The 12,200-nt window shown below is 64.9% G+C and carries 15 protein-coding genes; 7 read left to right on the top strand and 8 right to left on the bottom strand.

Annotated features, from left to right (window positions below; all coding sequences use genetic code 11):
• Positions 1–164: 164 nt before the first annotated feature.
• Both fghA and NDK18_RS10495 read left to right on the top strand, forming a co-directional pair.
• Positions 165–1,010 (top strand): S-formylglutathione hydrolase, encoded by an 846-nt coding sequence (gene fghA, locus NDK18_RS10500; RefSeq protein WP_284692128.1) that lies wholly within the window; start codon positions 165–167, stop codon positions 1,008–1,010.
• Positions 1,007–1,555: a GNAT family N-acetyltransferase gene (locus NDK18_RS10495; protein ID WP_250623466.1), complete on the top strand. Its 549-nt coding sequence runs from the start codon at positions 1,007–1,009 to the stop codon at positions 1,553–1,555. The genes fghA and NDK18_RS10495 overlap by 4 nt, the downstream gene beginning before the upstream one ends.
• Before the next feature lie 52 nt (positions 1,556–1,607).
• Here NDK18_RS10495 and NDK18_RS10490 read toward each other — a convergent pair whose 3' ends face one another.
• The 3 genes from NDK18_RS10490 to NDK18_RS10480 all read right to left on the bottom strand — a co-directional run bounded on the left by NDK18_RS10490 (position 1,608) and on the right by NDK18_RS10480 (position 4,288).
• Positions 1,608–2,969, bottom strand: a complete 1,362-nt coding sequence (locus tag NDK18_RS10490; protein ID WP_250627754.1) for a DEAD/DEAH box helicase — start codon at positions 2,967–2,969, stop codon at positions 1,608–1,610.
• A 223-nt stretch (positions 2,970–3,192) separates the two neighbouring features.
• Positions 3,193–3,855 (bottom strand): class I SAM-dependent methyltransferase, encoded by a 663-nt coding sequence (locus NDK18_RS10485; protein ID WP_250623464.1) that lies wholly within the window; start codon positions 3,853–3,855, stop codon positions 3,193–3,195.
• Positions 3,856–3,937: 82 nt separating this feature from the next.
• Positions 3,938–4,288, bottom strand: a complete 351-nt coding sequence (locus NDK18_RS10480) for an EF-hand domain-containing protein (protein WP_250627753.1) — start codon at positions 4,286–4,288, stop codon at positions 3,938–3,940.
• A gap of 155 nt (positions 4,289–4,443) precedes the next feature.
• Here NDK18_RS10480 and NDK18_RS10475 point away from each other — a divergent pair, with 155 nt between their 5' ends.
• Together NDK18_RS10475 and NDK18_RS10470 are read left to right on the top strand one after the other, a co-directional pair.
• Positions 4,444–5,688, top strand: a complete 1,245-nt coding sequence (locus NDK18_RS10475; RefSeq protein WP_250627752.1) for an MFS transporter — start codon at positions 4,444–4,446, stop codon at positions 5,686–5,688.
• A 54-nt stretch (positions 5,689–5,742) separates the two neighbouring features.
• On the top strand, positions 5,743–6,228 hold the full coding sequence (locus NDK18_RS10470) for an FKBP-type peptidyl-prolyl cis-trans isomerase (protein WP_250623461.1): 486 nt from the start codon (positions 5,743–5,745) through the stop codon (positions 6,226–6,228).
• A 72-nt stretch (positions 6,229–6,300) separates the two neighbouring features.
• On the opposite strand, the gene NDK18_RS10465 is transcribed toward NDK18_RS10470, so the two are convergent.
• The 3 genes from NDK18_RS10465 to NDK18_RS10455 all read right to left on the bottom strand — a co-directional run bounded on the left by NDK18_RS10465 (position 6,301) and on the right by NDK18_RS10455 (position 7,826).
• Entirely contained in the window at positions 6,301–6,729 is a 429-nt protein-coding gene (locus NDK18_RS10465; RefSeq protein WP_250623460.1) for an organic hydroperoxide resistance protein, read from the bottom strand.
• 25 nt (positions 6,730–6,754) lie between these two features.
• Entirely contained in the window at positions 6,755–7,186 is a 432-nt protein-coding gene (locus NDK18_RS10460; protein WP_345777078.1) for a MarR family winged helix-turn-helix transcriptional regulator, read from the bottom strand.
• A gap of 91 nt (positions 7,187–7,277) precedes the next feature.
• Positions 7,278–7,826 (bottom strand): C40 family peptidase, encoded by a 549-nt coding sequence (locus NDK18_RS10455; RefSeq protein WP_250627751.1) that lies wholly within the window; start codon positions 7,824–7,826, stop codon positions 7,278–7,280.
• A 128-nt stretch (positions 7,827–7,954) separates the two neighbouring features.
• On the opposite strand from NDK18_RS10455, the gene gorA reads away from it, so the two are divergent.
• From gorA to NDK18_RS10440, 3 genes are all read left to right on the top strand, one after another.
• Positions 7,955–9,316, top strand: a complete 1,362-nt coding sequence (gorA, locus tag NDK18_RS10450; protein WP_250623458.1) for a glutathione-disulfide reductase — start codon at positions 7,955–7,957, stop codon at positions 9,314–9,316.
• Between the two features lie 10 nt (positions 9,317–9,326).
• Positions 9,327–10,130, top strand: a complete 804-nt coding sequence (gene hutG, locus NDK18_RS10445; RefSeq protein ID WP_250623457.1) for an N-formylglutamate deformylase — start codon at positions 9,327–9,329, stop codon at positions 10,128–10,130.
• A gap of 173 nt (positions 10,131–10,303) precedes the next feature.
• On the top strand, positions 10,304–10,513 hold the full coding sequence (locus tag NDK18_RS10440) for a hypothetical protein (RefSeq protein ID WP_250623456.1): 210 nt from the start codon (positions 10,304–10,306) through the stop codon (positions 10,511–10,513).
• A gap of 68 nt (positions 10,514–10,581) precedes the next feature.
• On the opposite strand, the gene NDK18_RS10435 is transcribed toward NDK18_RS10440, so the two are convergent.
• Both NDK18_RS10435 and bufB read right to left on the bottom strand, forming a co-directional pair.
• Positions 10,582–11,316, bottom strand: a complete 735-nt coding sequence (locus tag NDK18_RS10435) for an HvfC/BufC family peptide modification chaperone (RefSeq protein WP_250627750.1) — start codon at positions 11,314–11,316, stop codon at positions 10,582–10,584.
• Positions 11,313–12,179, bottom strand: coding sequence for an MNIO family bufferin maturase (bufB, locus tag NDK18_RS10430; RefSeq protein ID WP_250627749.1), 867 nt, complete (start codon positions 12,177–12,179; stop codon positions 11,313–11,315). Before bufB ends, NDK18_RS10435 begins: the two co-directional genes overlap by 4 nt.
• Positions 12,180–12,200 lie beyond the last annotated feature (21 nt).

Here is a 12,200-nt window from a genome sequence, read left to right as displayed (position 1 = left end):
GGGAACCTCGGGGAACATGGGACGCGCCAACGGCCTTTGCGGCGGGGCGAAGCGGTCATTCTAGCAGCGCTGAGGGCTGCCCTGCTGAATTTCTGCTGCATTGCGGTGGAGTACACTTCCTGGCCGCGATTGCGTCGCATTCATCCACGAGGGAAGAAGAGTCGATGACAGCCATCGAAGTGGTCTCGGAACAGCGCAGCTTCGGCGGCACGCAAGGGTTCTACCGGCACGAATCGGCAGCCTGCGGCGGCGTGATGAAGTTCGCCGTTTACCTGCCTCCCCAGGCCGCGGGCGGCCCCGTTCCGGTGCTTTATTGGCTGGCGGGCCTCACCTGCACCGAGGAAACCTTCACCATCAAGGCCGGCGCACAGCGCATGGCGTCGGCACTGGGCCTGGGCCTGGTGATGCCAGATACCAGCCCGCGCGGCACCGGCATCGAAGGCGCCACCGGCGACTGGGAGTTCGGCGAGGGGGCTGGTTTCTACCTCGATGCCACACAGGCACCATGGTCGGTGCGCTTCAACATGGGCACCTACGTCGCCCGGGAATTGCCGGCTCTGGTGGAAGGGTATTTCCCTCTCGACGGGAACCGCCGCGGCATCTTCGGCCATTCGATGGGTGGGCACGGCGCACTCGTGACGGCTTTGCGCCATCCGGGCGAGTATCGCTCTCTCTCGGCCTTTGCCCCGATCGTGGCGCCGAGCCGTGTTCCCTGGGGCGAAAAGGCCTTCGGGCGTTACCTGGGCGACGACCGTCAGGCGTGGAAGGCTTGGGACGCCAGCGAACTGGTGAAGAAGCATCGGTTCGACGGCGAGATCCTCATCGACCAGGGCCTGGCCGATCAGTTCCTCGCCAATCAGCTGAAGCCTGAGTTGTTCGAGGAAGCCTGCGCACTTGCCGGCCAACCCGTGCGCGTGCGCCGCCAGGAAGGCTACGACCATAGCTATTACTTCATCGCCAGCTTCATGGAAGACCATCTCCACCACCACGCGGCCGCGTTGCGCACATGACCCAGCCGGTCCTTCGCACAGCACGCACGGAATTGCGGGTAGCCCGCATCGCCGACGCCAAGGCCGTGCTTGCGTACCGATTGGAGAATCGTGCGCACCTGGCGCCGTGGGAGCCGTTGCGTGACGAGGCTTACTACACGCTGGAGGGTGCGCGCACCTCGATCGTGCAATGGTCGAGCGTATCGAGGGCCGGCATTGCATGGCCTTTTTGCATCTTCGACCCCGAAACCGGCCGGGTCATGGGTTCGTTTACCTTCGCCAATATCGTGCGCGGGGTCTTCCAGGCAGCCCACCTGGGCTATGGACTGGCTGCCGAATGGCAAGGGCACGGCATTATGGCCGAGGCGCTGCGCGAGGGCCTGGACTACGCCTTCGGCCCCCTGGACCTGCACCGCGTGATGGCCAACTACATGCCACGCAACGAGCGCAGCGGAAGGTTATTGGAGAAGCTCGGCTTCGAGCGCGAAGGCATGGCGCGCGGATACCTGAAGATCCACGGCGTGTGGGAAGACCACGTGCTTACCTCGAAAGTGCGCACGGACTAACAAGAAAAAGGCCGCTTTCGCGGCCTTTTTCATCTCACATCGTTAGCGTGGCTCAGGCCTTGTTGCTGGCCGCACCGCCGCGACGTTGGCGGCGACGCTTGTTGCCGGCGGCATGTTCGCTGCCGCCATTGTTCACGTGGCCGTGCGGGCGATGCGTGGCCGGCGGGCGCTGGCCGGGCTTGCCGTCGCGCGAACCGCTGCGCTGCGGACGCTGGCCCTGCGGCTGGCGCTGGGCCTGCTTCGGACGGGGTGCGGCAGCATCCGTGCGCAGCGGGGTGGACGGCTCGTAGCCGGCCATGTCGCTGACGTTGAGCTCGTCTTTGAGCAGGCGACGGATGTCGCGCAGCAGTCCGGCTTCGTCGTGGCTGACCAGCGAGATGGCCTGGCCGTCCGAACCCGCACGACCGGTGCGGCCAATGCGATGCACGTAGTCTTCGGCCACCATCGGCAGGTCGTAGTTGATCACGACCGGCAGCTGGTCGATGTCGATGCCGCGCGCGGCGATGTCGGTGGCCACAAGCACGGTGATCTTGTTTGCCTTGAAGTCCGACAGGGCCTTGGTGCGGGCGTTCTGGCTCTTGTTGCCGTGGATGGCCGCGGCGCGGATGCCGGACACTTCCAGGTGACGAACGAGCTTGTCGGCGCCGTGCTTGGTGCGGCTGAACACGAGCGTCTGGCGGCGGCTGTCGATGGACAGGATGTGCAGCAGCAGGTCGCGCTTGCGCTCCGCATCCACCGGGTGGACGTGGTGGGTGACCAGGGCAGCCACGGAGTTAGCGGGGCTAACCGACACTTCGCGCGGATCACGCATGAACTCGCGCGCCAGTGCCTTGATCTCCGGCGCGAAGGTGGCCGAGAACAACAGCGTCTGGCGGTTCTGCTTCGGCAGCGCATTGAGGATGCGCTTCAACGCCGGCAGGAAGCCCATATCGAGCATGCGGTCGGCTTCGTCGAGCACAAGTACGTCGATCTTCGACAGGTCGACGGAGCGCTGCTGCATGTGGTCGATCAGGCGGCCAGGGGTGGCCACGATGATGTCCACGCCACGGCGCAGCGCCGTGAGCTGGTTGCCCATGCCGACGCCGCCGAAGATCACGGTGGAGGACAGGCGCAGGTGGCGACCGTACTCACGCAGGTTGTCATGCACCTGGGCGGCCAGTTCGCGGGTAGGGGTAAGCACGAGGGCACGGACCGGGCGACGGCCGTCGCCCAGGGCTTTCTCGTTCAGGCGCTGTAGCAGCGGCAGCGCGAAGGCGGCCGTCTTGCCGGTGCCGGTCTGGGCGGCGGCCATGAGGTCGGCGCCCTTGAGCACCAGCGGGATGGCCGCGGCCTGGATGGGGGTAGGTTCGGTGTAGCCCTGTTCGGACAACGCACGAAGAAGCGCGGGCGCAAGGCCCAGCGACTCGAAAGACATGGAAAAACTCCTGATGTGCCCGGGCGCTCCCTGATACCGCGCCTCGATGCTGGTGATTTCGCGGCCGCCCGTCGGATGAGGGGCTGGCCGGTGCCGTGCGCGCAACCGGGGTGGGGGATCGGGCGGGGGAATGTCCCTCGCCGATGAGTCCGCAAGGGAGTCGGGGGCGTCTACGAGCCGGTCAAGTGTAGCAGGCTTGTGGTTTTCGTGCGAACTGACCCGTTCAGGCTCGCCGGCCGACCATCAGGTAGCTGTTGAACGGGGTGCGGCCGCGCAGGGGCTGCATCGATACGGAGAGGCCCGCCTCACGCAGGGGAGCCTGGATTTCCTCGGCACTGGGGTAGTGCTGGGCGCCGCCGGGAATCCAGCCCGAAGCCCTGAGGATGTGCTCCTCCCACACCGTGAAGCGGAAACGCCAGTTGGGTTCGCGGACCACATTGCGCAGGATCAACACCCCGCCCGGAGCCACCAGAGAGGCGGCGGAGCAGAGCAGGTCCGGTTGCCGCTCGCGGGGCAGGTAGTGCAGCACGTCGAGCATCGCCACATCGCCTTGCAGATCGTAGCCATCGGCGGCGTCACCATGATGCAACTGCACGCGCCGGTCGATGCCGCCGCGAAGGAGCGCGGCGTTGCCCGCTTCGATCTTGCGGGAATCGTGGTCGGTACCGATGTAGCGGTCGAGCAGGCCGCAACCGTGCAGGTAGTGCGCAAGCAGGCCGATGCCACAACCTAAGTCGAAGAGGGGCAGCGCGCTGTTGCCGCGCACGCGCGCAGCCGCTGCATAGACCGGATCGGCTGCCAGCTTGAAGCCGATGTAGAGCCGCTGGTTGATCGTGCCGAAACGGCGGGCGATGCGCTGGCGGGCGCGACGGTTCAGGTGGGGCACGTCGATAACGGGAATCCTTGTCGTCGGCGACGGCGAACCTTCGGACCGGCGCGGGGTTGTCCGCGCCAGTCCGCAGGCTCCATCACCGATGCTGGTCGGCACCTGGCACCTTGCTGGCGCCGACATAGGTGTTGTATTCGGCAGGCGACAGGCGACCGTTGTGGTCCTGGTCGGCCTCGCCGAAGTGCGCGCGCAACTGCTTCAGCGACTCGACGTCCTTGGGGATGTCGCCGCGGCTGATCGAGCCCTTGTGATCCTTGTCCAGTTCGTCGAATGACGGGGCGGTGCTGGAATCCGACGCTGCCGACGGTGCACCCATGTTCCCGTGGGCGGGCGGCGGCGGCGGTGCGCCCCGTGCTTCCTGCAGGGCGAATGCGGGGCCGGCCAGGAGAGTGGCGATGGCGCCGGCGGCGAGGACATGACGTAACTGCATGGGTGGCTCCTCCTTGTTGGGTCCTGCGGAGTCTATCTCTCCTTCGTCCTTGCCGCGCGCGCCGGATATTTCCTATTTGCAGTAAATCGGGGGCAGATCGGCGCGCCACGCCCGGTTACACTGCCCCGGGCTTTCGACGGGCAACAAGGCTGATCATGTCGTTCCTTTCCCCCTTGCGAGAATTGGACCGGACCCAGCGGCACACGGTCCTGGCAAGTTTTCTCGGCTGGACGCTGGATGCTTTCGACTATTTCCTGCTGACCTTCGTCATCGTCGGCATATCCAACGAGTTCAAGGTTTCGCCATCCGAAGTAACTTACGGGCTGTTCCTGACGCTCGCGGCGCGTCCGATCGGCGCCTTGCTGTTTGGCCGCCTGGCCGATCGTTTCGGGCGCCGCCCGATCCTGATGCTCGACGTGGTCCTGTTCTCGGCCTTCGAATTGGCCACGGCGTTTTCATCCTCGCTCACCATGCTGCTGGTACTGCGGTTCCTGTTCGGCGTGGCGATGGGCGGCGAGTGGGGCCTGGGCGCCTCGCTGGCGATGGAGTCGGTGCCGCCCAAGGCGCGTGGACTGGTTTCGGGGTTGCTGCAAAGCGGCTATCCCTGTGGCTTCTTCCTCGGCGCCCTGGCCAACTGGTTGCTGATCGACCATATCGGTTGGCGCGGCTTGTTCGTGGTCGGCGCGGCGCCGGCGTTGCTGGTGCTCTATATCCGCCGCTCGGTGCCTGAATCGCCGGTATGGGAGGCAAGCCGGGCCGAGCACGGAAAACGCAGCCTGGTCGAATCGATGCGTGGCCACTGGAAGCTGGCGATCTACATGACCTTGCTGATGGCTGCCTTCAACATGTTCAGCCACGGCTCGCAGGACCTCTATCACACCTTCGAAGAGAAGAGCCTGCACCTGCCGACGGGCTCGGGCGCCGCCTTCATGCTGGTGGCCATGCTTAACCTGGGGGCGATGGTGGGGGGCTTAAGCTTTGGCGCCTGGTCCGAGCGCATCGGCCGGCGGCGGGCGATGGTGATCGCGGCGTTGCTGGCGATCCCGGTGATCCCGTTATGGGTACACGGTGGTTCGCTGCTGTTGTTGGCAATCGGTGCCTTCCTGATCCAGGTGATGGTGCAGGGCGCCTGGGGCGTGGTGCCCACGCACCTTAACGAGCTGTCGCCCGATGCCGTGCGCGGCACCTTGCCAGGCTTTGCCTACCAGATCGGCAACCTGCTGGCTGCCTATACCGGCAATGCCCAGCTGCTGATCGCCCAATGGCACGGCGGCGACCTCGCCTTTGCCATGGGCCTATGGATCGCCGTGGTCGCGGTCATCCTGGCCCTACTGGCCGGATTCGGTCCGGAGGCCAAGGGCGTGGGTTTCGGCGCCCGCCGAGACGCCCCCCCGGCGTGACTGGGCAGCTTCCAGCCGCTAACATGACCGGTTTGCACCGTAGAGAACAACCCCATGCAGGCTGCGAAGGACAAGGTCATCTCGTTCCACTACACCCTCACCGTCGACGGTGAGAAGGTGGAAACCTCCCGCGAAGGCGGCGAACCGTTGTGGATACTGCTCGGCCATGGCCAGCTGATCCCGGGCCTTGAAGCGGGCCTTGAAGGCAAGTCGGCCGGTGACACGTTCGAGGTCACCATCGCGCCCGAACAGGGCTACGGCGAGCGCCGTGACGGCCAGACCCAGCGCGTGCCCAAGAAGTACGTGCCCAATGCCGCCAGGATCAAGCCTGGCCAGACCATCGTGCTGTCGCTGAAGGAAGGCGGCCAGCGCGTGGTGACAGTGCAGAAGGTGGGCATGACCACGGTCGACGTGGACCTCAATCACCCGATGGCGGGCAAGACGCTGACTTTCGCCATCGAGGTCGACCTGGTGCGCGACGCCTCCGAAGAAGAGCTCAAGCATGGTCACGCCCATCCGAAGGGTGACGGCGAGCACTGATACTTCCAGCCAGCGATTGGCACGAAAAAAGGCGCCCTCGAAGGGCGCCTTTTTTTATTCCCGAACGATCGATCAGACCAGCACGATCTCGACGTCGACGTTCCCGCGCGTGGCGTGCGAGTACGGGCAGATGTCGCGATGGGCGGTATCTACCAGATCCTGCGCGGTAGCCGCGTCCACGCCTTCCAGGTGCACTTCGAGCTTCACGGCGATGCCAAAACCCGTCGGCTCGCGCGGGCCGATGCCCACATGCGCAGTCACGGATGCATCTTTCAACGCGACCTTCTTTTCACGAGCGACGTAGCGCGTGGCCCCTTCGAAGCAGGCGGCATAACCTGCCGCGAACAGCTGTTCGGGGTTGGTGCCCGCGCCGCCGGGGCCACCCATTTCCTTGGGAATCTTCAGGTCGATATCGATCACGCCGTCACTGGACTTGGCGTGGCCTTCGCGGCCGCCGTGCACGGTGGCAGTGGCGGTGTAGACGATTTTGCTGAGGCTCATGGGAGGTTCCTTTCAGTTTTGGGGGTTAGATGGAGGGGGTGTTGCGAAGCCGGGCGGTGAGATCGTGCAGGTCGCCAAGCATCTGCATCGCATGGCTCTCTTCAAGGCCGGTGCGGCAGAAAACCTGTTCGGAAATGTCGTTCGCCTTGTGCTGCAGGGCGTGACCCTCGTCTGTAAGGGTGACGATGAGCTCGCGCTCGTCATCGGCATTGCGTTGGCGCGCAACAAGCTTGGCCTGTTCAAGGCGCTTCAGGAGTGGGGTGAGGGTACCGCTGTCCAGTTGCAGCCTTTCGCCCAACTCGCTGACTGTTACGCCGTCGGCTTCCCAAAGCACCACCATGGCGATGAACTGCGGGTAGGTGAGCCCGAGTTCCGACAACGGGCCACGGTAGCCGGCCGTCATGGCGCGGGAAGCGGCGTAAAGAGCGAAGCAGAGGTGGTTGTCGAGGCTTCTCATGGGGAAAACGATAGCGCACAATTAGATTGTGCACAATATGATTGATCGAAATGGTTCAGCTACCAGTTAGAAAAGCCGAAAGCTGCGCAGGCTAGAGGACGCGCCGTCCGTACACGAAGTGGTCTTTCCAGTACGGCCCGTCCAGGTTGTCCAGGCGCACGGTACCGCCGCTGTTGGGCGCATGGACGAAACGGCCCTTGCCGACATAGATGCCTACATGGCTTACCGAACCACGGCTACCGAAGAAGACCAGGTCGCCGCTGGTGAGATCTTCGGCATCCACGCGCTCGCGGCCGAAACCAGCCATTTCCTGCGAGGTGCGCGGCAACATCACGCCGGTGGACGTCTTGTAGATGTAGCCCACCAGCCCGCTGCAATCGAAGCCGCCCGCCGGCGTATTGCCGCCCCAGCGATAAGGTGTGCCGACCAGGCCGATGGCGCGGAAGAGGACGTCGTTGGCGGCGTCCGGCGGCGGTGCCGCGGCACGCTCGTTCGACCAGCCCAGGTTCATGGGTCGCGAGGGTGAACGGCTGGGGGAGGACGAACAGGCGGCCAGGAGGGTCAGGGAAAGTACGGCCAACGCCCGGGCAAGCGTGCAGCGGTGGTTTCGCGTGGCAGTGGTGCAGGCGCGATTGCCCATCGTATGCAGCGTGAGTGGCGGTGGCCTGAGCTTATCAAAACAATAGCTTGCGTCAACCTCTTCAGTGATGCGGTGAGAAGTGTGCGATAGCTGGCCGGGCTGGCGTCGAATCAGGGAAACTAGTGCCCATGGATATCGAATCGTTCGACATGATCGTGCTCGGCGCCGGATCCGGCGGCCTGGCCGCCGCCATCCGCGCCGGTCGCCACGGGGCCCGCGTGGCGCTGCTTGATGACGGCGTCATCGGCGGTACCTGCGTGAATGTGGGCTGCGTACCGAAGAAGGCCATGTGGTACGCCGCGCAGATGGCCGATGGCTTCGGACTGGCGCGGGACTACGGGTTCAAGGATGTGGCTGACGGTCCCCTGGACTGGCCGGCCTTCATCGGTCGTCGCCAGGCCTACATCGACCGCATCCACGCCGGCTACCGCAAGACCCTGGCTGACACCCACGTGCACATGATCGCCACCCGCGGCGAACTGATCGCCGCCGACCGTGTTACCACCGGCTCGCGCACCTTCTCGGCGCCACACATCGTCATCGCCACCGGTGCGCGGCCGCGCCGTCTGGACACCCCGGGCTTCGAACTGGGCATGGTGTCCGACGGATTCTTCGACCTGCGCGAATGTCCCCGCCGCACCGCCATCGTCGGCGGTGGCTATATCGCCGTGGAACTCGCCGGCCTGCTGCGGGCGCTCGGCAGCGATGTCACGCTTTACGTGCGCCACCGCTTGATGGGCGGTTTCGACGAGCCCATGGCCTACGCGCTGGGCGAGCACATGGTTGGCCATGGCATCGACATCAACTATCGCTGTCAGATACAGGACGTGCGCCGTGAAGGCGAACAGCTCTGGCTTACCTGTGACAAGGGCGATCAACCCGGTCCCTACGACGCGTTGATCTGGGCTGTGGGCCGCGAGCCAAACTCATCGGGCATCGGGCTTGAAGCCCTGGGCGTGGAGCGGGATGCCGACGGCCATATCGTGGTCGATCGCTACCAGGACACCTGCGTGCCGGGCATCCACGCCATCGGCGACGTTACCCAGGCCAAGGCCCTGACGCCGGTCGCCGTGCAAGCGGGCCGATGCCTGGCCGACCGCCTGTTTTGCGGCAAGCCCGACGCCCACGTCGATCCCGACTACATTCCAAGCGTGGTGTTCTCCCATCCGCCGCTAGCCACCGTGGGCCTGACCGAAGCCGAGGCGCGGCAAGCGCATGGCGATGCCGTGACCGTTTACCACGGCAGTTTCGTACCCATGCAATTCGCCCTGGCCGGTCGCAGCGAACGCTCGTTGATCCGCATGGTCTGCGCCGGCCCCGATGAACGCGTGGTGGGCCTGCACATGCTTGGCGTAGAAGCTGATGAGATCATGCAGGGATTCGCCGTGGCGTTGCGCCTTGGCGCACGCAAGAAGGATTTCGACACTACGGTGGCCATCCACCCGACATCGAGCGAGGAGCTGGTGCTCCTGAATGCTCGCACCGCTTAAAAGGTAAGCCATGGAAACGTTCCATTTGCATCGCGGCACCGCGCCGCTCCTGGTGAGCCTGCCGCACAACGGCAGTTTCATTCCCGTCGATATCGCCGAACGCATGCAGCCCCTGGCGCAGGCTTCACCGGATTCGGACTGGCACGTCGACCTCCTCTACGATTTTGCCGTGGGCCTGGGCGCCAGCGTGATCAAGCCGCTGGCCTCGCGTTACGTGGTCGACCTGAACCGGCCCGCCGACGGACACGCGCTTTATCCCGGGCGTACCGAAACAGGCCTGGTGCCCACGATGATGTTCGACGGTGCTCCGATTTACCGCGACGGCGAAACCCCGGGCCCTGATGAAACCGCCGCACGCGTCGAGCAGTACTGGCGCCCGTACCACGTGGCGCTCGCCACCGAGATCGCGCGCATGCGCGATGTGCACGAGCGCATCGTGCTGTGGGAAGGCCACTCCATCCGCGCGGAAGTGCCGATGCTGTTCGAAGGGCGGTTGCCGGACCTTAACCTCGGCACGGCCGACGGCAGCAGTTGCGATCCAGCCCTGCAGGCATCGCTCGCCGCGAAGCTCAACGGCCAGCAACGCTACACGCACGTGGTCAACGGCCGCTTCAAGGGCGGCTACATCACGCGAGCCTATGGAAAGCCGGGTGGAGGCGTGCATGCGGTGCAACTGGAGCTGGCGCAGCTCAACTACATGGACGAGAAAACTTTCGCCTATGACGAAGCAAAGGCCGCCGAACTGAAGGAAATCCTGCATCCGTTGCTGCTCGCGTGCATCGAATTCGCACAGGTCGGGGCCACTGCTTCGTAATAACTTACGTTATTGATTAAAAAGGTGTTTTTTCAAGGAATGGAGGCTGAACGACGTTAAGTGTGTTCAGATTGTGTATGCCTTTCACGGAGCAGGTTAGGGCCTGTCGCGCCGCCCGAGGCGTCGGGTTCCGACCGGGTCCGCGACACCTTCCAACTTAAGGCACTCAGATCATGCGCAAGCTTGCGATCGCTTCCCTCCTCGTGGCGAGTTTTGCCCTTTCGGGCGCCGTGCTGGCCGCCCCGCAGGCGGACGCCGCCGCCAAGTCGGGTACCACTGCCAGTTCCAGCTCTTCAACCGCTCCCGCCAAGCACAAGAAGCACAAGGCCAAGGCTCCGGCCAAGGCTGATGCGGCTGCTTCCTCCAGCACCAGCGGCAAGTAATAGAACGCTCCACCGGTGGAACCCCCGGCTGCAAGGCCGGGGGTTTTTTCATGCCTGCGCTTGCGACGTCACCGCACCGCCGTGACCACGCCCTCGCGCAGCCAGTCGCCCAGCATCGAGCCCGCGCCGCTGGCGGCCTCCTCTTCGCCCACGCGAGCGGCAAGGTCCCTGCAGACTTCACCGAAGCTGGCTCCCATCGTTGCCAGGTCCAGGCACGCCGCTTCGATGGCGGACATGCTGGCGAAGCGGGTGGAAAATCCGTGTCGCCACACGCGCAGGGCCGGAGGCACGCTTCCGGGGGCGGCCATCGGCGGCGAGGTTTCCTCGTCCAGCGCGCGCCACAGGGCGGCAACGTTGCTGCGCACGTAGCGCCATCGCAAGGTCGGTGCAAAGGTCAGCACGGCATCGTCCCAGTGGACGTCCGTCAATGACGCCATGGCGACCGGTGTCGCATCGGGCCCGGAAAAGGCCCGGCGCAGCGTCCAGTCGAGCCACGCCAGTTCACCGACGTCCGGGTCATCGGGCCACTCTTCGCCCAGGTATGAAGCAAAGCCGTCGCCATAATCGTCCAGCGACCACGAGTGCGGACGATGGACGGATACATACGCCTTGCCCGCCTTATCGAACGCTTCTTCGCCGATCCACTCCCGGGTTTTGGCGTGCGTATCACGCAGGCAGGTGAGAAGCTGGCTGTGGTACGCATGGGCGTAAACCGACATGCCTTCCATCGAAGCACCTGGTGGTGACGCGCCAGCGCCGAGCAGGTTCGTCACGAACGATCGCTGCAGGTCGCGCAGGTTCATGCAGCGTGCTCGCGCCGGCTTGCGGTTGCCACGAAGGCAATATCACGGGCCATGTCGAGCTCGGCAAGCAATTCGACCAGGGGCGGAATATGGTCGTCGCGCTCGATCATCGTCGCTACCGGTCCCATCCGTGCGCAAGCTTTGGCATAAAGCTCCCAGACGCTGCGGGGAACGGGCGCGTCGTGGGTGTCGATGAGCATGTGTTCGCCCTGGCTGTGGCCGGCCAGATGTACCTGGCGCACGTGTTGCCAGGGAAGCTCGTCCAGCCAGGTGTCGGTCGACAGGTCGTGGTTGGTCGCGCTCACGTAGATGTTGTTGACGTCCAGCAACAGCTGGCAGCCGGTCCGGCTGCACATCGCCGCGAGGAATTCGGGCTCACTCATCCTTGCGCCGTCGAAGGCCACGTAGGTGGACGGGTTTTCCATCAGCAACGGGCGGCCCAAGGCATCCTGTACCCGGTCAAGGTTGGCGCACACCAGGGCAAGGGCTTCTTCGGTATACGGCAGGGGAAGCAGATCGTGCGAGTTGAAGCCGTCGACGCCGGTCCAGCACAGGTGGTCGGACACCCACAGCGGATCGATGCGGTCGGCGAGCTGTCGCAAGCGCCGGATGTAAGCCACGTCCACGCCATCGACGGCGCCGATGTTCATCGATACGCCATGCAGTGCCACCGCATGGCGGTCGCGAACGCGGTGCAGGATGTCCAGCGGGCGGCCGCCGTCCACCATGAAGTTCTCCGAGATCACCTCGACGAAATCCACCCGCGCGGGTGCGGCAAGGAAATCCTCGTAGTGCGGCGGCCGCAGGCCGATGCCGAAGCCGTGGAAGGGCGTGATGCCGTTGCGCTGCATGGCGGTTCTCATGGTTGAATGCCCGGCCGGCAT

This window comes from Pinirhizobacter soli (assembly GCF_015905305.1).
Lineage (GTDB): Bacteria > Pseudomonadota > Gammaproteobacteria > Xanthomonadales > Rhodanobacteraceae > Pinirhizobacter > Pinirhizobacter soli.
This window is presented reverse-complemented; position numbering and strand designations above follow the sequence as displayed.